The 22549-nt window shown below is 69.7% G+C and carries 23 protein-coding genes; 14 read left to right on the top strand and 9 right to left on the bottom strand.

Annotation, left to right across the window (positions count from 1 at the left end):
* Window positions 1–34 precede the first annotated feature (34 nt).
* The 4 genes from SSP08S_RS36255 (at window position 35) to SSP08S_RS36240 (ending at window position 4265) form a co-directional block, all read left to right on the top strand.
* Window positions 35–1264, top strand: coding sequence for a cytochrome P450 family protein (locus SSP08S_RS36255; RefSeq protein WP_019072545.1), 1230 nt, complete (start codon window positions 35–37; stop codon window positions 1262–1264).
* Between the two features lie 109 nt (window positions 1265–1373).
* The gene (serC, locus tag SSP08S_RS36250; RefSeq protein ID WP_019072544.1) at window positions 1374–2492 is read left to right on the top strand and encodes a phosphoserine transaminase; all 1119 of its coding nucleotides are present in this window, start codon (window positions 1374–1376) and stop codon (window positions 2490–2492) included.
* A gap of 265 nt (window positions 2493–2757) precedes the next feature.
* Window positions 2758–3582, top strand: coding sequence for an acyl carrier protein (locus tag SSP08S_RS36245; protein WP_245608026.1), 825 nt, complete (start codon window positions 2758–2760; stop codon window positions 3580–3582).
* Between the two features lie 65 nt (window positions 3583–3647).
* On the top strand, window positions 3648–4265 hold the full coding sequence (locus tag SSP08S_RS36240; RefSeq protein ID WP_019072542.1) for a transmembrane-type terpene cyclase: 618 nt from the start codon (window positions 3648–3650) through the stop codon (window positions 4263–4265).
* Between the two features lie 550 nt (window positions 4266–4815).
* On the opposite strand, the gene SSP08S_RS36235 is transcribed toward SSP08S_RS36240, so the two are convergent.
* Window positions 4816–5685: an ABC transporter permease gene (locus SSP08S_RS36235; RefSeq protein ID WP_019072541.1), complete on the bottom strand. Its 870-nt coding sequence runs from the start codon at window positions 5683–5685 to the stop codon at window positions 4816–4818.
* Window positions 5682–6683 (bottom strand): daunorubicin resistance protein DrrA family ABC transporter ATP-binding protein, encoded by a 1002-nt coding sequence (locus tag SSP08S_RS36230; RefSeq protein WP_019072540.1) that lies wholly within the window; start codon window positions 6681–6683, stop codon window positions 5682–5684. The genes SSP08S_RS36235 and SSP08S_RS36230 overlap by 4 nt, the downstream gene beginning before the upstream one ends.
* A gap of 85 nt (window positions 6684–6768) precedes the next feature.
* Here SSP08S_RS36230 and SSP08S_RS36225 point away from each other — a divergent pair, with 85 nt between their 5' ends.
* Window positions 6769–7563 carry a TetR/AcrR family transcriptional regulator gene (locus SSP08S_RS36225; protein ID WP_019072539.1) on the top strand — a complete coding sequence of 265 codons (795 nt, stop codon included), beginning with the start codon at window positions 6769–6771 and terminating at the stop codon, window positions 7561–7563.
* On the opposite strand, the gene SSP08S_RS36220 is transcribed toward SSP08S_RS36225, so the two are convergent.
* Window positions 7547–8536, bottom strand: a complete 990-nt coding sequence (locus tag SSP08S_RS36220; RefSeq protein WP_019072538.1) for a hypothetical protein — start codon at window positions 8534–8536, stop codon at window positions 7547–7549. The genes SSP08S_RS36225 and SSP08S_RS36220 overlap by 17 nt on opposite strands.
* A 79-nt stretch (window positions 8537–8615) precedes the next feature.
* On the opposite strand from SSP08S_RS36220, the gene SSP08S_RS36215 reads away from it, so the two are divergent.
* Window positions 8616–9392: an SGNH/GDSL hydrolase family protein gene (locus tag SSP08S_RS36215; protein WP_019072537.1), complete on the top strand. Its 777-nt coding sequence runs from the start codon at window positions 8616–8618 to the stop codon at window positions 9390–9392.
* On the opposite strand, the gene SSP08S_RS56555 is transcribed toward SSP08S_RS36215, so the two are convergent.
* Window positions 9323–10099, bottom strand: coding sequence for a Stf0 family sulfotransferase (locus SSP08S_RS56555; protein ID WP_019072536.1), 777 nt, complete (start codon window positions 10097–10099; stop codon window positions 9323–9325). The two genes, SSP08S_RS36215 and SSP08S_RS56555, sit on opposite strands and share 70 nt — an antisense overlap.
* A 146-nt stretch (window positions 10100–10245) precedes the next feature.
* On the opposite strand from SSP08S_RS56555, the gene SSP08S_RS36205 reads away from it, so the two are divergent.
* Together SSP08S_RS36205 and SSP08S_RS36200 are read left to right on the top strand one after the other, a co-directional pair.
* Window positions 10246–10791, top strand: coding sequence for a Uma2 family endonuclease (locus SSP08S_RS36205; RefSeq protein ID WP_019072535.1), 546 nt, complete (start codon window positions 10246–10248; stop codon window positions 10789–10791).
* Between the two features lie 44 nt (window positions 10792–10835).
* The gene (locus SSP08S_RS36200; protein WP_019072534.1) at window positions 10836–11828 is read left to right on the top strand and encodes an aldo/keto reductase; all 993 of its coding nucleotides are present in this window, start codon (window positions 10836–10838) and stop codon (window positions 11826–11828) included.
* Window positions 11829–12029: 201 nt separating this feature from the next.
* Here SSP08S_RS36200 and thpR read toward each other — a convergent pair whose 3' ends face one another.
* The gene (gene thpR, locus SSP08S_RS36195) at window positions 12030–12602 is read right to left on the bottom strand and encodes an RNA 2',3'-cyclic phosphodiesterase (RefSeq protein ID WP_026179135.1); all 573 of its coding nucleotides are present in this window, start codon (window positions 12600–12602) and stop codon (window positions 12030–12032) included.
* 84 nt (window positions 12603–12686) lie between these two features.
* On the opposite strand from thpR, the gene SSP08S_RS58400 reads away from it, so the two are divergent.
* Window positions 12687–13253 (top strand): bestrophin-like domain, encoded by a 567-nt coding sequence (locus tag SSP08S_RS58400; RefSeq protein WP_019072532.1) that lies wholly within the window; start codon window positions 12687–12689, stop codon window positions 13251–13253.
* Between the two features lie 65 nt (window positions 13254–13318).
* Entirely contained in the window at window positions 13319–13843 is a 525-nt protein-coding gene (locus SSP08S_RS36185; protein ID WP_019072531.1) for a GNAT family N-acetyltransferase, read from the top strand.
* A gap of 15 nt (window positions 13844–13858) precedes the next feature.
* Here SSP08S_RS36185 and SSP08S_RS36180 read toward each other — a convergent pair whose 3' ends face one another.
* Both SSP08S_RS36180 and SSP08S_RS36175 read right to left on the bottom strand, forming a co-directional pair.
* Window positions 13859–15130, bottom strand: coding sequence for an MFS transporter (locus SSP08S_RS36180; protein WP_019072530.1), 1272 nt, complete (start codon window positions 15128–15130; stop codon window positions 13859–13861).
* Between the two features lie 114 nt (window positions 15131–15244).
* Window positions 15245–15682 carry a MarR family winged helix-turn-helix transcriptional regulator gene (locus SSP08S_RS36175; protein WP_019072529.1) on the bottom strand — a complete coding sequence of 146 codons (438 nt, stop codon included), beginning with the start codon at window positions 15680–15682 and terminating at the stop codon, window positions 15245–15247.
* A gap of 163 nt (window positions 15683–15845) precedes the next feature.
* On the opposite strand from SSP08S_RS36175, the gene SSP08S_RS36170 reads away from it, so the two are divergent.
* Together SSP08S_RS36170 and SSP08S_RS36165 are read left to right on the top strand one after the other, a co-directional pair.
* Window positions 15846–16028: a ribbon-helix-helix protein, CopG family gene (locus SSP08S_RS36170; protein WP_019072528.1), complete on the top strand. Its 183-nt coding sequence runs from the start codon at window positions 15846–15848 to the stop codon at window positions 16026–16028.
* A gap of 91 nt (window positions 16029–16119) precedes the next feature.
* The gene (locus SSP08S_RS36165) at window positions 16120–17169 is read left to right on the top strand and encodes a phage baseplate protein (protein WP_245608025.1); all 1050 of its coding nucleotides are present in this window, start codon (window positions 16120–16122) and stop codon (window positions 17167–17169) included.
* 18 nt (window positions 17170–17187) lie between these two features.
* Here SSP08S_RS36165 and SSP08S_RS36160 read toward each other — a convergent pair whose 3' ends face one another.
* Window positions 17188–18582: an NCS2 family permease gene (locus SSP08S_RS36160; protein ID WP_019072526.1), complete on the bottom strand. Its 1395-nt coding sequence runs from the start codon at window positions 18580–18582 to the stop codon at window positions 17188–17190.
* A 133-nt stretch (window positions 18583–18715) separates the two neighbouring features.
* Between SSP08S_RS36160 and SSP08S_RS36155 the strand changes: the two genes are divergently transcribed.
* Together SSP08S_RS36155 and SSP08S_RS36150 are read left to right on the top strand one after the other, a co-directional pair.
* Window positions 18716–18985, top strand: a complete 270-nt coding sequence (locus tag SSP08S_RS36155; RefSeq protein ID WP_019072525.1) for a DUF2530 domain-containing protein — start codon at window positions 18716–18718, stop codon at window positions 18983–18985.
* A gap of 113 nt (window positions 18986–19098) precedes the next feature.
* A complete protein-coding gene (locus SSP08S_RS36150; RefSeq protein WP_019072524.1) occupies window positions 19099–21495 on the top strand; it encodes a cation-translocating P-type ATPase in 2397 nt (798 codons plus the stop codon).
* Window positions 21496–21627: 132 nt separating this feature from the next.
* On the opposite strand, the gene SSP08S_RS36145 is transcribed toward SSP08S_RS36150, so the two are convergent.
* Window positions 21628–22479, bottom strand: coding sequence for a hypothetical protein (locus SSP08S_RS36145; RefSeq protein ID WP_019072523.1), 852 nt, complete (start codon window positions 22477–22479; stop codon window positions 21628–21630).
* Window positions 22480–22549 lie beyond the last annotated feature (70 nt).

Below are 22549 nucleotides of genomic sequence, written 5' to 3'. Positions count from 1 at the left end.
TTGGCCATGAGCCCTGCCCTGGAGGCGATCCCGTATGAGCACCGGTACCGAAGAGACCCGTATCGTCCTGGACCCCTTCGTCGGCGACCTGGACGGCGAGAGCGCCAGGCTTCGTGCGGCCGGTCCGCTGGCCGCCGTAGAACTCCCCGGTGGGGTGCCCGTATGGGCCGTGACCCGTCACGCCGAGGCGAAACAGCTGCTCACGGATCCGCGGCTGGTGAAGGACATCAACGTGTGGGGGGCCTGGCAGCGCGGGGAGATACCCCCGGACTGGCCGCTGATCGGGCTGGCCAACCCGGGCCGTTCCATGCTGACCGTGGACGGCGCCGACCACCGCAGGATGCGCACACTGGTCGCGCAGGCGCTCACCCCGCGCCGGGTGGAGCAGATGCGGGAGCGGATCGCGAAGCTGACGGAGGGGCTGCTCGACGGAGTCGAGGCGGCCGAGGGTGAAGTCGTCGACCTGAAGGCGGAGTTCGCGTATCCGCTGCCCATGTACGTCATCGCCGACCTCATGGGCATAGCGGAGTCCCGGCTCCCGCGCCTGAAGGAGCTGTTCGAGAAGTTCTTCTCGACGCAGACCCCGCCGGCCGAGGTGATCGCGACGCTGACGGAACTCGCGGGCATCATGGCGGCGACGGTCGCGGCCAAGCGCGCGGAGCCGGGCGACGACCTGACGTCGGCCCTCATCGCGGCCTCCGAGGACGGCGACCATCTCACCGACGAGGAGATCGTCTCCACGCTGCAGCTGATGGTCGCGGCGGGCCACGAGACGACGATCTCGCTGATCGTGAACGCGGTCGTCAACCTGTCGACGCACCCCGTCCAGCGCGCCCTGGTGCTGGCCGGCGAGGCCGACTGGTCCTCGGTGGTCGAGGAGACCCTGCGCCACTCCACGCCCACCTCGCACGTCCTGATCCGCTTCGCCACGGAGGACGTCCAGGTCGGCGACAAGGTCCTGCCGGCCGGGGACGCGCTGATCGTGTCGTACGCCGCGATCGGCCGCGACGAGCAGGCGCACGGGCCGACGGCGGGCGAGTTCGACATCACCCGCACCAGCGAGAACCGGCACATCTCCTTCGGCCACGGCCCGCACGTCTGCCCCGGCGCGGCCCTGTCCCGGCTGGAGGCGGACGTGGCGCTCCCGGCCCTCTACGAGCGCTTCCCGCAGCTGGACCTGGCGGTCCCGGCGTCCGAGCTCCGCAACAAGCCGGTGGTGACGCAGAACGACCTCTTCGAGCTGCCGGTGCGGCTGGCGCCGTAGCTCACCGTCCGCGGACGGGCCGGAGGGGGCCGGAGGGGTCGTCTCTCCGGCCGTCTCATCGAACGGACGCGTTTCCGTCCGGTTTCACCGAGGGGATACGCTCCGGCTCGTGGCTGATATCGAGATTCCCGCTGACATCAAGCCCGCCGACGGACGGTTCGGCGCTGGCCCCTCCAAGGTGCGGACGGAGGCGCTGGACGCGCTGGCCGCCACCGGTACGTCTCTGCTGGGCACCTCCCACCGCCAGGCCCCGGTGAAGAACCTGGTCGGCAAGGTGCGCGAGGGCGTCTCCGCGCTGTTCTCCCTGCCCGAGGGCTACGAGGTCGTCCTCGGCAACGGCGGCTCGACGGCCTTCTGGGACGTCGCGACCCACGGCCTCATCGACAACAAGTCGCAGCACCTGACGTTCGGCGAGTTCAGCTCCAAGTTCGCCAAGGCCGCCAAGCTCGCCCCGTGGCTGGCCGAGCCGACGGTGATCTCCTCCGACCCCGGCACGCACCCGGAGCCGGCCGCCGAGGCGGGCGTCGACGTGTACGCGTTCACGCACAACGAGACGTCGACGGGTGTGGCGGCTCCGATCAAGCGCGTGGCGGGCGCCGACGAGGGCGCGCTGGTCCTCGTGGACGCCACCTCGGGCGCGGGCGGCCTCCCGGTCGACATCGCCGAGACGGACGTCTACTACTTCGCCCCGCAGAAGTCCTTCGCCTCCGACGGCGGCCTGTGGATCGGCGTGTTCTCCCCCGCCGCGATCGAGCGCGCGGAGCGTATCCACGCGTCCGGCCGCCACGTCCCGGAGTTCTTCTCGCTCCCCACGGCGATCGACAACTCGCGCAAGAACCAGACGTACAACACCCCGGCCCTGTCCACCCTGTTCCTCCTCAACGAGCAGCTGGAGTGGATCAACGGCCAGGGCGGCCTGGCCTGGTCGACGGCCCGCACGAAGGACTCCTCCAGCCGCCTCTACAGCTGGGCCGAGAGCTCCAAGTACGCGACCCCCTTCGTCGCGGACGCCACCAAGCGCTCGCAGGTCATCGGCACCATCGACTTCGCCGACGAGATCGACGCGGCGGCCATCGCCAAGGTCCTGCGCGCCAACGGCATCGTCGACACCGAGCCCTACCGCAAGCTCGGCCGCAACCAGCTCCGCGTGGCGATGTTCCCGGCGATCGACCCGGCGGACGTCGAGGCGCTGACGAAGTGCATCGACTATGTGATCGAGAAGCTCTGACTTCCGGCTAGGCCTTTTCGGCTACGACACGGAGGGCGCCCCGCCGAGCTGGTCGCGGGGCGCCCTCCGTCGTCGTAGAAGACGGCGGGCGGCGTGCGCCCGACATCGAGGTGAACCCGGAACCGGGACAAATCAACCTCCCGCCACAGCCGCGTAACAGGGACAGCACAGGGAACAACTCCCACCTCACACCACCGGTCGAACCCGTTGCGTCGCACCTCCGCGGCGCAACTCCTCCACTCCCGACCGAAGTTGGAGTTGCCCCATGCCCAGTCCCATGCCCCGGAAGTCCCTGTCGGCGCGGCTCGCCGCCACCGCCGCGCTGCTGCTCGCCGCCGGCGTCCTGTCCGCGCCCGCCGCCTCCGCGACACCCTCGGACGCGTCCCCCGGCGACGCCTACGTCCTGAAGGTGACCACCAACCCGGCCGCCACCAGCTACGGCAACCGCCGCGTCGACGTCACCGGCACGGTCACCAAGGCCGACGGCACACCCGCGCCGCACATCCCCGTCACGGTCCAGGAAGTCGTCAAGTTCAGCACCTGGAACCCGTGGGGCGACCCGATCGACCCCACCTACTACGAGCCGCGCGACCTGGGCACACCGGTCACCGACGCGAACGGGAAGTTCACGATTCCCGGCGTCGACATCGACCACACCGGCGGCAGCAGCCTGCTCAACGTCCAGCAGGGGGTGGACATCACGGCCCTCTACGACGTGGACGGCAACCTCAACACCCCGCAGGACGGCTACTACGCGGACACCACCGTGAACGCCAACACCCTTGCCAGCTCGGTCAGTTACCGGGTCAGCAAGAAGAAGGTGAAGTCCGGCGACATCCTCACCGTCTCGGGCCGCGTCACCCTCCCCAAGGGCGTCCAGCCCGCGGGCACCGAGGTCTTCCTCCAGACCTACTGGGAGCAGGAGTACGACGTGAAGACGATCGCCACGTACAACGGCTCCTTCGTCCTGTCGGTCCGCGTCACCGGATACGACGACACGTTCGCGCTGCGCACGGCGCCCAGGGACATGTATGTGGCGGGGGCGACGCAGCAACTCCCCATCACCAACACGTCGTTGCCGCGCGGGTAGTGGACAGGCAGGGGTGGCTGCTAGCGTCCGCGCGACCTCTCAGAGATCCACAGCAGGAGACGCAGATGCATCTCTCCCTCATCCTCGCGAGCGGCATCGCCTGGACGATCGTGTACGTCGAGGCGATCCGGGTCGGTTTCCGTGAACGCACCTACGCCATGCCGGCCGTGGCGCTGGGCCTGAACTTCGCGTGGGAGTGGACGTACGCGGTGCACAACCTGGCCTTCGACCCGTCGGTGCAGGGCGGCATCAACCTGGTGTGGGGCATCGCCGACGCGGTGATCGTGTACACGTTCTTCCGGTACGGCCGCGCCGAGTTCCCGTCGTTCGTCACACCACGGATGTTCGCGGGCCTGAGCGTGCTGCCGTTCGGCATGTCGTTCGCCGTGCAGTGGCTGTTCCTGGCGAAGTTCGGCGCGGAGGACGGGGCCGGCTACTCGGCGTTTCTCCAGAACCTGCTGATGTCCGCCCTGTTCATCGCGGTGTTCGTGGCCCGGCGCGGGCTGCGCGGGCAGTCGGTGACGATCGCGGTCGCCAAGTGGCTCGGCACGCTCGCGCCCACGATCCTCTTCGGCGCCCTTCAGCACGACGGGTTCCTGCTCGGCCTCGGCATCATGTGCAGCGTGCTCGACCTCGCCTACGTCTGGTTGTGCGTGGGCGCGAAGCGGGACGGCACGGCGTAGCGAGCGCGCACAGGTTCGACCCCCGACTCCCCCACCCCACCCCCCCGTTGTGTGACCCACGTCTCAAGGAACCGGTGCAGCAGAAAGGGCCGCTCCGCGCTCATAGGGGGACAGGAAGGGAGGAGCGGTGTGGCTCTGGCAGCGAAGTGGAATGCACTGCTTTCCGAGGCGGGTCGAAGCGGTCGGTCCGGGCGTCGCGGCCGGGGCGAAGCGGCGTCCGTCGGTATGGACGCGGGGACGGACTTCGACTCCTTCGTCGCGACCCGCTCGCGGACGTTGTTCCGCGGCGCCCTGGTCCTGACCGGCAGCCGTGAGGCCGCCGAGGACCTGGTCCAGGAGACCCTGGTGCGCGCCTGCGGCCGCCGGCGCGCGATCGCCGACCGGGCGAGCTGGGGCCTGATCTGCCGGGCAGGCCCCAGGGTCTGTCTGACAATTCCGCTCTCGGCGTGCCGGGCGTGGACCCTCGTACGGGACGTACTTGGGTCTGCGCCCGGTGCGGCGAGCGTGCGTGCATGGCGTCGCGAGTTAGACGGGAATTGTCAGACCGGCCCTAGCGGCTCAGCCTGCGGAATCTCCGTATCGCCAGCGGCAGGAACAGCAGCGTCAGCGCGGCCGGCCATGCCCCGGCCAGGAGCAGCGCGTGCTGTTCCGGCCAGGACGCTCCCCTCGCGGTCGGTGCGCCGAAGAGTGCCCGGGTGGCGCCGGCCGTGGAGGAGAGGGGGTTCCAGAGGGCGGCCTGGCCGAGCCAGTGGGGCATCTGCTGCGGGGAGACGTAGATGCTGGAGATCATCGTCAGCGGGAAGACGATCGCGAAGAGGCCGCCCACCTGCTCGGGGCCCGGCAGCAGCAACCCCAGCCAGACGCCCACCCAGATCAGCGCGAAGCGCAGGGAGAGGAGGAGGACGACCGCCTTCACGAAGCCGAGGCCGTAGCCGAAGAGCGGGCCCGTGCCGAACTCCGGGCGCCAGCCCATGCCGTACGCCGTGGCCATCATGATGCCCAACTCGGCGCAGGAGACGATGAGATCGGTCGCGCCCCGGCCCGCGACCACCGCGGACGGCGCCATCGGCATGGAGCGGAACCGGTCGATGACACCCTTCTTGGAGTCGTTGACAAAAATCGTCGCCGTGGAGACGAAGCCCATGGCGACGGTCATCACGAACATCCCCGGCATCAGGAACGCCTTGTAGTCGCCGCCGCCCGGCACCTGGATGGCCTTGCCGAAGACGTACCCGTACAGCAGCACGGACAGGATCGGGAAGCCCAACTGCCAGAGGATGCTGACCGGTTGGCGCCGGTAGTGGGTCAGGCCGCGCCGCACGACGTTCCAGCAGTCGGCGACCGTCCAGAAGAGGCGGCCGTGCTGGGGGCGTCTGCGGTACGTCCGCCCGGTGCCGTCCGCCGTCGAGGCACTGCTCATACCGCCGCCCCCTCGGTCTCCGGTTCCGGTTCCGGCGCCGGTTCCTCCTCGGTACGGCGGCCCGTCAGCCGTAGGAACACGTCGTCCAGGCTCGGGCGGCGCAGGCCGATGTCCTCGACCGGGATGCCGTAGTGCTGGAGGAACCGGGCCACTTCGGTGAGCGAGCCCACCCGGTCGGCGACGGGCGCGTGGACGCGCAGCTCCGCGATGTCGGCCTCCGGTTCGCCGCCGTGGGCGACCCGGGCGACGGCCTGCAACGCGTAGGGGATGTGGGCGGGTTCGCGGACCACGACCTCGACGCGGTCGCCGCCGACGCGGTTCTTCAGGCCGTCGAGGGTGTCGTCGGCGATGGCCCGGCCGTGGTCGATGACGGTGATGCGGGAGGCCAGCCGGTCGGCCTCCTCCAGGTACTGGGTGGTGAGGAGGACGGTGGTGCCGTCCGCCACCAACTCCCTTACGGCTTCCCAGACTTCGCCCCGGCTGCGTGGGTCGAGGCCGGTGGTGGGTTCGTCGAGGAAGAGGACGGCCGGGGCGAGGATCATCGACGCGGCCAGGTCCAGCCGTCGCCGCATGCCACCGCTGTAGCCGCCCGCGCCCTTGTCCGCAGCGGCCTCCAGGTCAAACTGGCGCAGGAGTTGGGTCGCCCTCAACTTGGCCCGTCTGCGCCCGAGATGGAAGAGGCGGCCGAACATCTCCAGGTTCTGCCGCCCGGTGAGGATCTCGTCGATCGCCGCGTACTGGCCGGTGAGGCCGATGCGCGAACGCACCTGGCGCGGCTGCCGGGCCACGTCGAGTCCGGCGACGGTCGCGCTGCCGCCGTCGAGCCGGACGAGCGTGGAGAGGATGCGTACGGCGGTGGTCTTGCCGGCGCCGTTCGGGCCGAGCAGGCCGTGCACGGTGCCCTCGCGGACAGCGAGGTCGAAGCCGTCGAGGGCGCGCTTGTCGCCGTAGCGCTTCTCCAGCCCTTCGGCCTGCACGACGTATCCGTCGCTGCTCATGGTTGCCTCCCTCCCGAACTGAGTGCACCGTATCCGATGGTGCGTACGGTGTACTCGGTTTTCGCTGCGGACCTAGACTCCCCCCATGACGAGCAGGCCGGCGAGCGGCGGTCAGGAATCCAGCGGCAGCGGTGACATCGGCCGCACCCTCGAACTGCTGTGGGACACCGGCCCCCGCCCCAGCCGCGGCCCGAAGCCGGGCCTGAGCGTCGACCGGATCGTGGACGCGGCCATCCGCATCGCGGACGAGGAGGGGCTCGACGCGGTCTCCATGCGGCGGGTGGCCACCGACCTGGGCACGGGCGCGATGTCGCTGTACCGGTACGTCCCCGGGAAGGCCGAACTCCTCGACCTGATGCTGGACCGCGTCCGCTTCCCGGACCGGCCCAACACCCAAGCCACCGCCGCCGGTTGGCGCGCCGCCCTGGAGACAGCCGCCCGCGACGCGCTCGCCGTCCACCGCCGCCACCCCTGGCTGCTGCGCGTCAACCAGTCCCGCCCGCTGCTCGGCCCGCGCGCCCTCGCCACCCTGGAGCACCTGCTCGGCCGCATCCGCCCGATGGGCCTGACCGACCCGGAACTCGTCTCGACGGTCGTCATGATCGACGGCTACGTCGTCGGCGCCGCCCGCACCCAGGTCCACCAGGAGGAGGCGGCCCGCTCCACCGGCCTGACCGACGCGGAGTTCTACGGCGCCCAGGTCCCTTCCCTGGAGAAGGCCATGGCCACCGGCGCCTACCCGACCCTCGCCTCCCTCTCCCCCGACACCTTCACCGTCGGCTTCGACCACTTCGAGTTCGGACTGGGCCGCATCCTGGACGGGCTCGAGGTCCTGGTCCAACAGCGGGGCGGGAACCGAGAGTTCAGTTGCGGCGGGTGAGTCTCCGCAGCCCGATCACGGCTCCGAAGACGATCAGGACGGCGACGGCGCCCACCTTCAGGTTCTTCCCCGAGCTACTGCCCCCGTCGTCGCCGCTCGCCGAACTGCCGCCCTCCGAGGGGGACTTGGACGCGGACGAGGCTCCGTCGGGCGCGTCCTCGGCCTGCACCGGGCTGTCGGTGCCCTCGCTGCCGTACATCAGCTTGGTCCCGTCGGCGGAGTAGCTGACGGACTCCCCCTGCCCCTGCAAGGGCACGTCGAGACGCCCCTTGCGCTTGATCCTGCCGCCGTTCCAGTCGTAGTAGATACCGCCGAAGTAGCCGCGTACGGCGAGCTGTTGGCCGTTGGGGGAGAAGGCGGCGTCGGTGGCCCAGAGGTCGACGGAGGCGATGGGCTTGAAGTAGTTGGTGCCGGAGGAGGAGAGCTTGGCCGGGCCCTCGAAGAGATGCCCGCCGTCCTCCTTCTTGTCGATGATGTAGACGCGCCCGGTCTTGGGATGCACGACCAGCGATTCGGCGTTGCGTGCCCCGTCCGAGTACTTCACGACGTACTGCGTGGCCCGGATCGTCTGGTCCTTGAGCACCTTCGGCTCGGGCAGCTTGTAGATCCAGACGTAGGCCCAGGTCCCGTCGAGGTTGTCGCCGATGTCGCCGACGTAGATCTGGTTGTCCGGCCCGATGGAGATGGCCTCGACGTCACGCGGCTTGCCGACTCCGCTGAAGGTGACGGTGGCGACCGTCTTGCCGGTGCCGCTGTCGACGGCGTAGATGTACGGGCCGTCGTTGCTGTCGTTGTGCGTCCAGTAGATGCCGGGGTGGAGGTGCGAGGCGGCGAGCCCGCTGGACTCGGTGATCCGGGAGTCGGTGATCGTGAACCCCTTGTCGCCCTTGCCGTCACCGTCGGCGGCAGCTGCGGGCAGGGCGAGCGCGCCGACGAGAAAGCCGGCGCCGAGGAACGCGAGGAAGCGACGCATGCCCCCAAGCCTGCCATCGTGGCAGGCCTCACACCCCACCGGCTCCAGCGATCGGCCACTGATCGTCCATCATGAGCGGATGCTCAGGTTCATGCCCGTAGGCGACTCCATGACGATCGGGAGCGCGGGCGAACACACATGGCGCTACCGGATCTGGCAGCACCTGCGCGCGACCTACGGCGGCCCGTTCGCCGTGGTCGGCCCGCGCGAGACGCTGTACGACAAGGCGACGGACACACCCACGTCGTACGAGTACGCCGACCCCGGCTTCCCGCACTTCCACCTCGCCGGGTGGGGCGAGGGCTGGCTGCACATGGCCCCGCTCATCGGCGAGGCGGTCCGCGCGCACCGGGCGGACGTGCTGCTGGTCTCCCTCGGCCTGATCGACCTGGGCTTCTACACGAACGCGACCCAGACGGCGGAGAACGTCCGGTCCTTCGTGGCCGAGGCCCGCGCCGCGAGGCCCTCCGTCCGCATGGTCTTCCTCCCGGTCATCCCGAACGTCCGCGCCCAGACGGACGCCCCCTTCGCCGCCGAGGTCACCCTCTTCAACGAACTCCAGGCCAAGGCGGTCGCCGACCTCGACGACCCGCGGTCCCCGATCCTCCTGGCCTCCCTCCCGGAGTCGTACGACATCAACCACGACACCTACGACGGCACCCACCCGAACGCCTCCGGCGAGCACCGGATCGCGGGGGCGTTCGCGGGGGCGATGCACCAGGCGTGGGGCTTGGGCGGGGAGTACGACGAGGACGGCTCGGACACCTCGTCCACCGCACCCGACGATCAGACGCCAGGGGGCCGCAGCCGGTACCGGTCGGCCCACTCCTCGTTGAGGCGGTCGGCCTGGCGCTGATGACTGGGGGTGACGCGGCCTCCGGCGGCCAGCGCGAGACCGAGATGGTCGAGGAGGCGGAGGGTGACGGCTTCCGGCTCGGCGGAGAGGTCTTCGTAGCGGATGCGGTACGGCTCGATGCCGTGGCCCTCGAACCACCGCTCCCAGCCGGCGTTGTGCTCCTCGATCGTCCGCAGGGTGCGGGCGATGGCGTCGCGGTCGTAGACCGGCCGACCGCCGGCGGGGGTTGCCCTGCCTCCGCCGATCTCGCCCTTCCCGCCGATGAACCAGACACCGGTCTGCTCGGCGCGCAGCCATGACACGGCCTGCGCGAGTACGTCGTCCCGGCGCAGCTGCCCGAACCGGATCCGCGTCCCGAACTCCCGCTCCAGCAAGCCTAGTTCGTCCCCGGTGAGATCAGGGTGCAGGCGAGCGAGCCGAGTTGTGAGTTCGGCGTGCGTCCCCCACATGAGCTTGGCCCCGAAGACCCCGTTGCCGGTCCGCCCGGCCGCGAGCGCGGCCCGCACGAAGTCGCCGTAGTCCAGGACGTGTTGGGGGGTGTGCGCGACTCCCCAGCGCTCGGCCCACGCCACCTCGTCCGGCGACCGGAAGTAGGCCTGGGGGTGGCCGGCGACTCCGGTGGAGTCGAGCAGGCCGAGGAGGAGGGAACTGCCGGTTCGGGGGGTGGCGCAGATGAAGTAGGTGTCCGTGTCCGGGGGGTGGGTCACGAGAAGCAGGGTCGGGGGTGGAGGTCGGGGGCGACAACCGAATTACGGCGGTCGATGGCTTGATCGGCGCGTATCGCGGTCACGGCGGACGTCGTTGTACCGCGCGGCAGCACCTGAACGACGGGCAGCCGGGGAGGAGCACCATGATGACCAGCCTTGATGCCCTGTTCGAGCGTCTTGAGGGCATGCCTGTCCCCGAGGGCTACAAGGTCGAGATCGTCGAAGGGGTCATCGCCATGTCACCACAGGAGGCCACCCACTGGGAGATCATCCGCAGGATCGTGCGGGCGCTGGACGACACGTTCGGTATGGATGCGAAGGTCTTCTCCGACGTGCGTATCGACTTCCCCGGTCATCTCAATGGCTTCTGCCCCGACGTCGCGAAGTTGCGCGACGGCGCCCAGAAGACAGCCGAAGGCCGTTGGCGGCATCAGGACGTCGAGTTCGTCGCCGAGGTCATCTCCAAGGGCACCGCCGCCAACGACTACGGTCCGAAGAAGGCCGCGTACGCCCTCGCCGAAGTCCCGGTCTACGTCATCGCCGACCCCTACCAGGGCCGCTGCCACATCCACACCCACCCCAAGGGCGACGACTACGCGACCGAGACGAAGGTGGCGTTCGGGGACGACATGGATCTCACCGACACCGTGGTCGGCCTCACCCTCGCCACCGCCGACTTCCCCCGCGACTGATTCCCCTTGCATCGAGCGCACTCGAAGTCGTTGGCTAAGTACTCATGAAGTACACGCAGCTCGGACGCACAGGTCTCAAGGTCAGCCGGCTCGTCCTCGGGACGATGAACTTCGGTCCGCAGACCGACGAGGCGGACAGTCACGCGATCATGGACGCGGCGCTGGACGCCGGTATCAACTTCTTCGACACCGCCAATGTGTACGGGTGGGGTGAGAACAAGGGGCGCACCGAGGAGATCATCGGCAACTGGTTCGCCAAGAGCCCCGACCACCGCGACAAGACGGTCCTCGCCACCAAGGTCTACGGCAACATGGCCGCCGACGGCGACGCCTGGCCCAACCACGACAAGCTCTCCGCCGTGAACATCCGGCGCGCCGTGGACGCCAGCCTCAAGCGGCTGCAGACGGACTACATCGACGTCTACCAGTTCCACCACATCGACCGCGCCACCCCCTTCGAGGAGATCTGGCAGGCGATCGACACCCTGATCCAGCAGGGCAAGATCCTCTACGTCGGTTCCTCGAACTTCCCCGGTTACAAGATCGCCCAGGCCAACGAGATCGCCGCGCGCCGCGGCGGCACCATCGGGCTCGTCAGCGAGCAGTGCCTCTACAACCTCGCCGAGCGCCGCGCCGAGATGGAGGTCATCCCGGCCGCGCAGGAGTACGGCCTCGGGGTCATCCCCTGGTCACCGCTCCAGGGCGGGCTGCTGGGCGGGGTCATCAAGAAGGAGATCTCGGGCGGCCGCCGGGCGAGCGGCCGGGCCGCGGACACCCTCGCCAACCCGGCCTCACGCGCCCAGATCCAGGCCTACGAGGACCTCCTCGACAAGCATGGCATCGAGCCCGGAGAGGCGGCCCTGGCCTGGCTCCTCACCCGCCCCGGCGTCACCGGCCCGATCGTCGGCCCGCGCACGGCCGAGCAACTGGAGTCCGCGCTGAGGGCCGTAGAGCTCGAACTGAGCGAGGAGCTTCTGACCTCGCTGGATGAGATCTTCCCGGGTCCGGGGCCCTCCCCCGAGGCCTTCGCCTGGTAAACGCCGTAAGGGCAAACGCCCCTTCTTTCAGGGGCGCGGGGAACTGCGCGGCCGGCCACATCCGGCCCGCAGCCGAAAAACGACCCGCAGTTCCCCGTTCCTCACTTACCAAGCGCCGCCGCAAGCCCAACCACAACGAACAACAGCACAAGCACACCGGCCATGATCCGGTTCCGGAATTTCGGGTCCACGTACCCGAGCCTAACCGCCCGCCCCCAGCGCCCAGCGGGCGACCGCCTCGTACCGGGGCTGCTCCCCCGGAACACCCGACCTCGGCAGGTTGCTCCGGACAAGCGCCAGTTCGTCCACCGTCCACCGCCGGCCCGCGAAGTCGTCGAGGCGGTCGAGGTACGGCCGTACGTCCACCGCGTCCCGGCTGCGGGCCAGGGTGAGGTGGGCGCGGTAGCGCCGGTGGTCTCCCATCTCCACGCCCGCCTTCCGCGCCGCCGCCTCGCAGCGGTCCGCCAGCAGCCGCAGGGCCGCGAGGTCCCCCTCCGCCCCGGCCCACAGGGCCCGCCCCTGCCCGAACTGCCCGCCCCCGCGCACGGCCAGCCCGAACGGCTCGGTCCGCCGCGCCGCGCGCTCCAGCCGGGCCGACAGTTCGGGTACGACGTCCTCGTCGACCTCGCCGTAGAAGGCAAGGGTGAAGTGCCAGCCCGGGCGGCCCGTCCAGCGGAGCGTGTCCGCGTCCGGCAGCTGCCTCAACTCGTCGACGACCGCCCCGAGTTCGGCCAGCACACGCTCTGGTGGCAACAGCGCCGCGAAGAGTCTCATGGCGTCACCCTTCCAGGGAACGGATCACCCGGCCAGCGTCCCCCACGATGGAGGTACGCGCCGTCGACCGGGGGGACCGTCCAGATGCCGGTGCTCGGAATCGTGCCGCTCCTGGCCGGGTCGGCCGCCGCCGCGGGGCTGCTGCCGGCCGTCTCCCGCGCGGTGCCGCTCGCCGGACGGAAACCGAACAACGACGTCCTCGGGTTCGTGTACGCGCAGGTCGGGGTGGTCTACGCCGTCGTACTGGCGATGGTCGTCGTGGGGGTGTGGGACGCCCGGTCGCGGGCCCACGAGAACACGTACACGGAGACGAACGCGCTGCTGCAGATCGCCTGGTACAGCCGGACGCTCCCGCAGCCCGACCGGGGGCGGCTCGGCGCGCCGGCCGAGCAGTACACCCGCACGGTGATCCACATGGAGTGGCCGCTGCCGGGCGAGCAGCGGGACGACCCCGGCGCGTGGCGGCAGTTCACCGAGATCAGGGAGAGCGTCAACACCCAGCAGCCGGTGACCGGTGCCGATCAGGCCCGGTACCAGGGGGCGTTGGAGGCCGTGGCCCAGCTCGGGGACGCGCGGCGGGAGAGGGTGAACGAGGCGGCGACCGCCGGGGGGCCCGAACTGAGTTCGACTACCCGTCCGGCGGGCCCCTGAAGGTCGCCCCGACCGCCTTCCGACTCACTCTGGAGCGGATGAGAGCGGTCACCTAGCCTGCCTGCATGACGACGAACCGGGAGATCACCATCAGGGACGGCGGGACCGGCGACATCCCCGCGATACTCGGCATGTTCGACAGCGCGGTGGCGTGGCTCGCCGCGCAGGGGCGGACCGGGCAGTGGGGCACTACGCCGTGGTCGGAGAATCCGAAGGCCGTGGCGATGGTGGAGCGGTATGTGGCGGAGGGGTCGCCGTTCGTCGCCGAGGTGGACGGTGTGCCCGCCGGCACGCTCACCCTCACCGACTCCCCCGGGTCGTACGTCGAAGGCGTCGACGAGCCCGAGCGGTATGTGCATCTGCTGGCCTCCGACCGCCGGTTCAAGGGGTACGGCGTCGGCAGCGCGCTGCTCGCGCACGCGGCGGAGGTGACCCGGGAGGCCGGGATCTCGCTGCTGCGGGTGGACTGTTACGCGGGGGACGACCGCAAGCTCGTCGCCTACTACGAGGCCAACGGGTTCACCGCGACGGAGGCGTTCGTCGTCGGTGAGAACGACTGGCCGGGGCAGGTGCTGGCCCGGAGGGTGTAGCACCTGCCCCAAGTGTCATGCCGCCGCGGTCAGTTGCTCCCGGTCTCTCGGGACGAAGGCCACGCTCGGGTGGCCGTGGTTCCAGCCGACGGACAGGCGCAGGTCGCCGATGCGGGCCAGGACCAGGCCGATCGTGGCGGCGGCCAGGGCCGCGATGACACCGCCGAGCGCGAAGCTCACGCGGGGTCCGTAGGCGTCCGTGATCCAGCCGACGATCGGTGCGCCCACCGGCGTACCGCCCATGAAGACCATCATGAACAGGGCCATGACCCGGCCGCGCATGGCCGGGTCGGTGCCCATCTGGACGGCGGTGTTGGCCGTGACGTTGACGGTCAGTCCCGCGATGCCGATCGGGACCATGAGCAGGGCGAACAGCCAGTAGGAGGGGGCCACCGCGGCCACGATCTCCAGCAGGCCGAAGGCCGCCGCCGCCGCGATCAGGACGCGGAGACGGGTGGTGCCGCGGCGGGCGGCGAGCAGGGCGCCGACCAGGGAGCCGACCGCCATGAGGGTGTTGAAGAGGCTGTAGGCGCCGGCGCCCGCGTGGAAGATGTCGTCGGCGTAGGCGGACAGCCACACCGGGAAGTTGAAGCCGAAGGTGCCGATGAAGCCGACGAGGACGATCGGCCAGATCAGGTCGGGGCGGCCGGCGACGTAGTGCAGGCCCTCGCGGAGCTGGCCCTTGCCGCGCGGGGCGCGCTGTACGGCCTTCAGGTCGCGGCCCCGCATGAGCAGCAGGCTGGCCAGGGGGGCGACGAAGGACAGGCCGTTGAAGAGGAACGCCCAGCCGGTGCCGACGCCGGTGATCAGGACGCCCGCGACGGCGGGGCCGACCAGGCGGGCGGACTGGAAGTTCGCCGAGTTGAGGCTGACCGCGTTCTGCAGCTGCTCGGGGCCGACCATCTCGGAGACGAAGGACTGGCGGGCCGGGTTGTCGACGACCGTGGCGAGGCCGACGGCGAAGGCGGCGACGTAGACGTGCCAGACCTGGACGTGTCCGGAGATCGTGAGGAAGGCGAGGGCGAGACCGGTGAGGGCCATCGCGGACTGCGTGACGAGGAGGGTGGGGCGCTTGGGCAGCCGGTCGACGAGGACACCGCCGTAGAGCCCGAAGAGGAGCATCGGCAGGAACTGCAGGGCGGTCGTGATGCCCACGGCGGCGGAGGAGCCGGTGAGGCTGAGGACCAGCCAGTCCTGGGCGATGCGCTGCATCCAGGTGCCGGTGTTGGAGACGACCTGGCCGATGAAGAAGAGGCGGTAGTTCCGGATCCTCAGCGAGCTGAACATCGAGGACTTGGAGGACTTGCCTGGGGGTGCGGGCGGGGAGTCGGGGGTGGCTGGCGCGGGGGCGGAGTCTGCTCCGGGTCCCGAACTCAAAAGGTCGCCTCCTACATAGAGCGGTTACAGGTGTGCGAGTTTCTCCAGTACGGGGGCGGCGGCGACGATCTTCGCCCACTCGTCCTCGTCGAGGCCGTCGACCAGGCCGGCCAGGAACGCGTTGCGCTTGCGGCGGCTCTCTTCGAGCATCGCCTCGGCCTGGGGGGTCTTGGTGACGACCTTCTGGCGCCGGTCCTCGGGGTGCGGCTCCAGCTGCACCAGCCCCTTGGCTTCGAGCAGCGCGACGATGCGGGTCATCGAGGGCGGCTGCACATGCTCCTTGCGAGCGAGCTCGCCAGGGGTCGCGCTGCCGCAGTTGGACAGAGTGCCCAGCACCGACATCTCGGTGGGGCTCAGTGACTCGTCGACCCGCTGGTGCTTGAGTCGACGGGACAACCGCATCACGGCTGAGCGCAGGGAGTTCACGGCGGCAGCGTCGTCGCCATGGGTAAGGTCCGGCATGTTCTTTAGCGTAACTCATTACTCTCGCTAAAGACCAACCGAATGCGATGCGACACGCCGAGATGCCCGTGACCCTGGCCACTGAACCCTTCCGTCACCCATATGAGTGATCCGGGAGCGGAACGTGACACGGTGGCCGGAGCCGCCCCGGACCCTCGTCTGTATGGGGACCAGTGTGCTCAGCCTGCGGATAGACGGGGAGCTGCTCGAGCGGCTCCGGCACCATGCGGCGAAACGGGGAATGAGCGTCCAGGACTATGTGGTCCAGACGCTCATCCGGGACGACTTCGACGAGCGGTTCCAGACCGCCGTGGAGGAGACCGAGAAGTTCTACGGCCGTACCTGACGGAAACGGCGCGACGTCAACTCCCGTTAAACATAAGGTAGATCCTCCATGCCGGGCACCGGCCCGGCCGTAGCTGGGGGGGTTGTGACCCATGATCGACGGGACATCCGGAAGAGACCGGCGGGGGCCGAACAGACGCCAGATCCTGCGGGGCGGAGCCGGGATCGCCGGTGCGGCCGTGGTCGGCACGGCGGCGCCGCTGCTGGCGGCGGGCACGGCCGAGGCCTCCGTGGCGGCCTCGAAACACTTCTCGCTGTCCGGCAGCGGCGGCAACCCGATCTGGCGGGCCACTCTCCACCAGCCGTACTGGGCGATGCAGTCCTTCGCCTTCGACAACGTCAACGACCGCGTCTACTTCGCCCAGCACCGCATCGGCGACAGCGCCGGGCACAACGGCGACCTGTGGATCTCGCAGACCGACCTCTCGGGGAACGTGCTCGGCACGATGGCTCTGCACGGGTTCGGCCACGGCTCCTCGATGGGCGTCGAGCCGATGGGTGCGGGCAATGTGCCCTACCTGTGGATCGAGGGCAGCGACTCCGACGACAACGGAGCGGGCGAGAAGCTGTCCCGCTTCCGGTTCGGCGACGGACTGACCCTGGAGTCCGGCGCCTCCTCGATCTACGACCGCACGCCGACCATCTCCAGCTTCGTCAAACTGCCCCGGCCCGCGATCGACCCGTACACGAACCGGCTGCTGATCCGCTACGCGACCAGCGACTCCGCCTCCCGGGTGTGGCGCCTGGTCGTCTTCGACATGGCGGACGCCGTCGCCGGACGCCTGAGCGACGGCTACCGGCTCGTCGAGCGGGCCATCCCCAACAACGACGAGCTCGGTCTCACCGCCGCCGACCTGTTCCAGGGCATCACCCTGTGCGGGCAGTACGCCTATCTCCTCTACGGCGGCCCCGGCGGCCCCTCGTACCTGGTCACGCTCGACCTGAACGACACCGGCGGCTCGTACTACGACAAGTTCGAGACCACCGCGGGTGCCTCCCTGCCGGGGCGCGAACCCCAGGGCGCGGCGATCTGGCTGGTCTCCGGGGCGCCCCGGCTGGCCTTCGGCTTCTCGTCGAAGACCAGCGGGGATCCGGACACCCTGGACGCCAGCGTGTTCTACAAGAGCGACTTCGTCTCCTGAGCCGGCCGGCCCTGGACCTTACGTCAGGCCCAGGGCCGGCATCAGGTAGTAGAAGCCGAACACGGCCGCCACGACGTACATCGGCGCCGGGACCTCCCGGCCCCGGCCCGCCACCAGGCGCAGCACCACGAAGGTGATGAAGCCCATGCCGATGCCGTTGGTGATCGAGTAGGTGAACGGCATCATCACCATCGTGATGAAGGCCGGGATCGCGATCGTGTAGTCGGCCCAGTCGATCTCCTTGACGGAGCCCGCCAGGATCAGGAAGCCCACCGCGAGCAGGGCCGGGGTGGCCGCCTGGGAGGGGACCATCGTGGCGATGGGCGTGAGGAACAGCGCCACGGCGAAGAGGGCGCCCGTGACGACGTTCGCGAAGCCGGTGCGGGCGCCCTCGCCGACACCGGCCGTGGACTCCACGAAGCAGGTGGTGGCAGAGGAGGAGCTGGCGCCGCCGGCCGCGACCGCGATGCCGTCGACGAAGAGGACCTTGTTGATGCCGGGCATGTTGCCCTCGCCGTCGGTCAGCTTCGCCTCGTCGCTGATGCCCATGATCGTGCCCATCGCGTCGAAGAAGCACGACAGCAGGACCGTGAAGACGAAGAGGACACCGGTCAGCACGCCGACCTTGGAGAAGCCGCCGAACAGGCTGAACTTGCCGATCAGGCCGAAGTCCGGGGTGGCGACCGGGTTTCCGGGCCACTTCGGGGTGGTCAGGCCCCAGGAGGGGATCGTCGCGACCGCGTTCACGATCACCGCGAGGACGGTCATCGTGACGATCGAGATCAGGATCGCGCCGGACACCTTGCGGACGATCAGCCCGAGCGTGAGCAGCACGCCGAGGATGAAGATCAGCACCGGCCAGCCGTTGAGGTGACCGTCGGCGCCGAGCTGGAGCGGGACGGTGGTCTGGGCGGCGTCCGGGATGCGGGAGATGAACCCGGAGTCCACGAGCCCGATCAGCATGATGAACAGGCCGATACCGATCGAGATCGCCTTGCGCAGGCCGTAGGGCACCGCGTTCATGACGCGCTCGCGCAGCCCGGTGGCGACCAGCAGCATCACGACCAGGCCGGCCAGCACGACCATGCCCATCGCGTCCGGCCACGTCATGCGGGGCGCGAGCTGGAGGGCGACGACGGAGTTCACGCCGAGTCCGGCGGCCAGCGCGATCGGGACGTTGCCGATGACACCCATGAGGAGGGTGGTGAACGCGGCCGTGACGGCGGTGGCGGTGACCAGCTGGCCGTTGTCGAGGTGGTGCCCGTACATGTCCTTCGCGCTGCCGAGGATGATCGGGTTCAGCACGATGATGTACGCCATCGCGAAGAAGGTGGCGAACCCGCCCCGGATCTCTCGGGGGAGGCTGCTGCCCCGTTCGGAGATCTTGAAGTAGCGGTCGAGGGCGGTCTGCATTGGATGTTCCTACGAGCAGAAGTGGACAGACGGAAACCGTTTCAGTATGAACATATGAAGACGTCAGGCGCTATCTCCGCGCGTAGACCACGCGTGCATTCGGGCGCCTTGTGTCGCCTCGTAAGCTGTGGGCATGGCGAAGTGGACACCGACACACGAGGCACCGGAGCCCCTGGAGGGCCCGATCGTCCCGACCATCATCGGCGGCACGATCCTCTGGTTCGTCCTCTTCCTGGTACAGCTCCCGTTCTACGGCTGGTTCGACGACCACGGCCATCTGTGGTGGCTGTGGACCTGCCTGGCCGGGGCCGGGCTCGGGCTGATCGGCATCTGGTACGTCCGGGGGCGGGACGCGGCGCTCAAGCGCGCGGCGGAGGACTCCGCGGCGGCTGCTGCCGAGTAAGGACACTCCTCTACAACCACGGCATCACTCCGCCCCGCCCGCCGTCCTCCCCTGGTCGGATCTTCCGGGCACTCGGCGGGTGAAGCCGTAAATCCGCACGTACCGTCGAATGCATGACGCACACCGACGCGGGCGCCGAACTCGACCCGGTGCACCCCGTGCCCGTCCCGGCACGGCGGGCCCATGGACTCAGCACCGCCGAGGTCGCCGAGCGGGTGGCGCGCGGGGAGGTCAACGACGTCCCGGTACGCAGCAGCCGGTCCCTCGGCGAGATCGTGCGCGCCAACGTCTTCACCCGGTTCAACGCGATCATCGGTGTGCTCTGGCTGATCATGCTGTTCGTCGCGCCCTTGCAGGACAGCCTGTTCGGGTACGTGATCCTCGCCAACACCGGGATCGGGATCATCCAGGAGTGGCGGGCGAAGCAGACCCTCGACTCCCTCGCGGTGATCGGCGAGGCGAAGCCGACGGTACGGCGGGACGGGGCCGCGGTGGCGGTGAGCACCTCCGAGATCGTGCTCGGGGATCTCATCGAGATCGGGCCCGGGGACAAGGTCGTGGTCGACGGGGAGTGCGTCGAGGCCGACGGCCTGGAGATCGACGAGTCGCTGCTCACCGGCGAGGCGGATCCGGTCGTCAAGCGGCCCGGGGACCAGGTGATGTCGGGCAGCTTCGTCGTGGCCGGCGGTGGCGCGTTCGAGGCTACGAAGGTGGGGCGTGAGGCCTACGCCGCCCAACTCGCCGAAGAGGCCTCGCGGTTCACGCTCGTCCACTCCGAGCTGCGGACCGGTATCTCCACGATCCTCAAGTACGTGACGTGGATGATGATCCCGACCGCGATCGGCCTGGTCATCAGCCAACTCGTCGTCAAACAGCACGGGTTCAAGGACTCGATCGCGCGGACGGTCGGCGGGATCGTGCCGATGGTCCCGGAAGGGCTCGTCCTCCTCACTTCGGTGGCCTTCGCGATCGGCGTCATCCGGCTTGGCCGGAAACAGTGCCTCGTCCAGGAGCTTCCGGCGATCGAGGGCCTCGCCCGCGTCGACACGGTCTGCCTCGACAAGACGGGCACGCTCACCGAGGGCGGCATGGACGTCACCGAGCTGCGTCCGCTCGGTGGGGCCGATGAAACGTACGTACGCAAAGTCCTCGGCGCGCTCGGTGAGTCGGACCCGCGGCCGAACGCGTCCTTGCAGGCGATCATCGCCGCCTACCCGGACAGCGAGGAGTGGCGGTGCGTCGAGTCGCTGCCGTTCTCGTCCGCCCGCAAGTACAGCGGGGCGTCCTTCAGCGAGGGCGACGGGGAGTCCAGCACGTGGCTGCTCGGGGCGCCGGACGTGTTGTTGGGTGCGGACGATCCCGCGCTGGCCGAGACGGGGCGGCTCAACGAGCAGGGGCTACGGGTGCTGCTGCTGGCCCGGGTCGCCGGCGAGCTGGACGATCCCGAGGTGGCGCGGGGCGCCCGGCCGACCGCGCTCGTCGTCCTGGAGCAACGGTTGCGGCCCGACGCGGCGGAGACGCTGCGCTACTTCGCCGAGCAGGACGTCCACGCCAAGGTCATCTCCGGGGACAACGCGGTGTCCGTCGGCGCGGTGGCCGGGAAACTGGGGCTCACCGGGCAGGTCATGGACGCCCGTCAACTGCCCTCGGATCAGGGGGAGATGGCGAAGTCCCTCGACGAGGGCACGGTGTTCGGGCGGGTCACCCCGCAGCAGAAGCGGGACATGGTGGGGGCGTTGCAGTCCCGCGGGCACACGGTCGCGATGACCGGGGACGGCGTCAACGACGTACTCGCCCTCAAGGACGCCGACATCGGGGTGTCCATGGGCTCCGGGTCCGAGGCCACCCGGGCCGTCGCCCAGATCGTGCTGCTCAACAACAGCTTCGCGACGCTGCCTTCGGTCGTCGCCGAGGGGCGGCGGGTCATCGGGAACATCACCCGGGTGGCGACGCTGTTCCTGGTGAAGACCGTCTACTCGGTGCTGCTGGCGGTGCTCGTGGTGTGCTGGCGGGTCGAATACCCCTTCCTGCCACGGCACTTGACGCTGCTCTCGACGCTGACGATCGGCGTCCCCGCGTTCTTCCTCGCCCTCGCGCCCAACACGGAGCGGGCGCAACCCCACTTCGTGCGGCGGGTGATGCGGTACTCGATCCCCGGTGGGGTGATCGCCGGGGCGGCGACCTTCGTGACCTATCTGATCGCCCGTCACTACTACACGGGGAAGGGGTCGTTGGGGGCGGAGACCAGTGCGGCGACCCTGACGTTGTTCCTGATCTCCATGTGGGTGCTGGCGATCATCGCCCGGCCGTACACGTGGTGGCGGGTCACCCTGGTGGCGTCGATGGGGGCGGCGTTCGTGGTCGTCCTGATCGTGCCCTGGCTCCAGCACTTCTTCGCGTTGAAGCTGGTGGGAGTGACCATGCCGTGGGTCGCGGTGGGGATCGCCGGGGTGGCGGGGGTCTTGCTGGAGGGGGTGTGGCGGGTGGTGGATCGGCGGGGGCCGGCTTAGAAAGCAGCGACCGCGCCCCTGAAGCAGGGGCGCGGCAGCTGTCTTTAGGGGCGCGGGGCTGTGTCTAATTGCGGCTCCGCCGCGTGGGCGCGACCAGCCCCCACTCACCCGCAGTCGAACGACGACCCGCTGCTACTTCACGTCGACGAAGTCACCCGTGGCGTTGACCGCCGCGGTGCTGGCCGTGCCCGCGAAGCTGTAGCGGAAATAGCCGTCGACGGTCGCCGTGACGGTGGTCTTCAGAGCGCCGGTCGAGCTGGTCTTGATGGTCTTGACCGTGGTGTACGTGCTGGAGCCGTTCTTGCGGAACTGGAGCTTCACCGACTGGCCGGCGTAGCCCGCGTTCTTGTGGGTCTCCCAGTTGGCGCGGGACAGCTTGCCCGTGACCGTGATGGTCTTGCCCTTCTTGACCGGCTCCGGGGTGGCGTCGGCCGTGAGCTGGGCGGCGCGGCGGACCGGGACGTTGCCCATGTCGCCCTGGATCTTCTCGTCGCCGTTGGCGACGATGGCGAGGCCGCCCGCCTTCCAGGTGACGGCGTTGGCGTTCTTCAGGGCGGTCCCGGTCGAGCGGACGTAGAGCGTGGCCTTGCAGTTCAGGACGGTCGTCGAGGCGGCGGTGCAGGTGCCCGGGTCGTCGCTGATGATCCGCTTGGTCGGGCTGCTCGCCGAGGCGCCGAGGTAGATGAACGGGCCGCTCGCGAAGTTGTCCTCGCTGACGTCGAGGCTCGCGGCGTGGGTCAGGGTGTAGGTGACCGGGACGGCGACCTTCGTGTTGGCACCGACCACGACGGCCTTGCCGTTGTTCACCTTGAACTTCGAGAAGGTGACGTTGAGCGTGGCGGCGGCGGACGCGGTGCCGTCGGCGGTCGCGGAGGTGAGCGCGGTCCGGCCGGAGGTGGCGTCGGCGGCCTGTGCGGCCGGTACGGCGAAGGCGGAGAGGACCAGGGCGCCGGAGACGGCGGCCACGGTGGCGCGTATGCGCATGCGTTCCCCAAGTGGAGAAAGGGGGCCCCGGCGCGGTGGTCGTTCCGTACGGCTCGTCGTCGGCGCCGGG

This window comes from Streptomyces hokutonensis (assembly GCF_000376565.1).
Taxonomy (GTDB): Bacteria; Actinomycetota; Actinomycetes; order Streptomycetales; family Streptomycetaceae; genus Streptomyces; species Streptomyces hokutonensis.
Note: the sequence above shows the minus strand (reverse complement) of the source record. Positions and strands in the feature narration are given on the sequence as shown.

What these genes read in the sequence shown, in the direction of transcription:
- SSP08S_RS36255 (WP_019072545.1), top strand. Translation starts at nt 35, where the DNA reads ATGAGCACCGGTACCGAAGAGACCCGTATCGTCCTGGACCCCTTCGTC.
- SSP08S_RS36145 (WP_019072523.1), bottom strand. Translation starts at nt 22,479, where the DNA reads ATGCGCATACGCGCCACCGTGGCCGCCGTCTCCGGCGCCCTGGTCCTC.
- SSP08S_RS36215 (WP_019072537.1), top strand. Translation starts at nt 8,616, where the DNA reads ATGCTCAGGTTCATGCCCGTAGGCGACTCCATGACGATCGGGAGCGCG.
- SSP08S_RS58400 (WP_019072532.1), top strand. Translation starts at nt 12,687, where the DNA reads ATGCCGGTGCTCGGAATCGTGCCGCTCCTGGCCGGGTCGGCCGCCGCC.
- thpR (WP_026179135.1), bottom strand. Translation starts at nt 12,602, where the DNA reads ATGAGACTCTTCGCGGCGCTGTTGCCACCAGAGCGTGTGCTGGCCGAA.
- SSP08S_RS36200 (WP_019072534.1), top strand. Translation starts at nt 10,836, where the DNA reads ATGAAGTACACGCAGCTCGGACGCACAGGTCTCAAGGTCAGCCGGCTC.
- SSP08S_RS36180 (WP_019072530.1), bottom strand. Translation starts at nt 15,130, where the DNA reads ATGTTCAGCTCGCTGAGGATCCGGAACTACCGCCTCTTCTTCATCGGC.
- SSP08S_RS36205 (WP_019072535.1), top strand. Translation starts at nt 10,246, where the DNA reads ATGACCAGCCTTGATGCCCTGTTCGAGCGTCTTGAGGGCATGCCTGTC.
- SSP08S_RS36185 (WP_019072531.1), top strand. Translation starts at nt 13,319, where the DNA reads ATGACGACGAACCGGGAGATCACCATCAGGGACGGCGGGACCGGCGAC.
- SSP08S_RS36165 (WP_245608025.1), top strand. Translation starts at nt 16,120, where the DNA reads ATGATCGACGGGACATCCGGAAGAGACCGGCGGGGGCCGAACAGACGC.
- SSP08S_RS36170 (WP_019072528.1), top strand. Translation starts at nt 15,846, where the DNA reads ATGGGGACCAGTGTGCTCAGCCTGCGGATAGACGGGGAGCTGCTCGAG.
- SSP08S_RS36245 (WP_245608026.1), top strand. Translation starts at nt 2,758, where the DNA reads ATGCCCAGTCCCATGCCCCGGAAGTCCCTGTCGGCGCGGCTCGCCGCC.
- SSP08S_RS36175 (WP_019072529.1), bottom strand. Translation starts at nt 15,682, where the DNA reads ATGCCGGACCTTACCCATGGCGACGACGCTGCCGCCGTGAACTCCCTG.
- SSP08S_RS36230 (WP_019072540.1), bottom strand. Translation starts at nt 6,683, where the DNA reads ATGAGCAGCGACGGATACGTCGTGCAGGCCGAAGGGCTGGAGAAGCGC.
- SSP08S_RS36220 (WP_019072538.1), bottom strand. Translation starts at nt 8,536, where the DNA reads ATGCGTCGCTTCCTCGCGTTCCTCGGCGCCGGCTTTCTCGTCGGCGCG.
- SSP08S_RS36225 (WP_019072539.1), top strand. Translation starts at nt 6,769, where the DNA reads ATGACGAGCAGGCCGGCGAGCGGCGGTCAGGAATCCAGCGGCAGCGGT.
- SSP08S_RS36160 (WP_019072526.1), bottom strand. Translation starts at nt 18,582, where the DNA reads ATGCAGACCGCCCTCGACCGCTACTTCAAGATCTCCGAACGGGGCAGC.
- SSP08S_RS36155 (WP_019072525.1), top strand. Translation starts at nt 18,716, where the DNA reads ATGGCGAAGTGGACACCGACACACGAGGCACCGGAGCCCCTGGAGGGC.
- SSP08S_RS36150 (WP_019072524.1), top strand. Translation starts at nt 19,099, where the DNA reads ATGACGCACACCGACGCGGGCGCCGAACTCGACCCGGTGCACCCCGTG.
- SSP08S_RS36235 (WP_019072541.1), bottom strand. Translation starts at nt 5,685, where the DNA reads ATGAGCAGTGCCTCGACGGCGGACGGCACCGGGCGGACGTACCGCAGA.
- SSP08S_RS36240 (WP_019072542.1), top strand. Translation starts at nt 3,648, where the DNA reads ATGCATCTCTCCCTCATCCTCGCGAGCGGCATCGCCTGGACGATCGTG.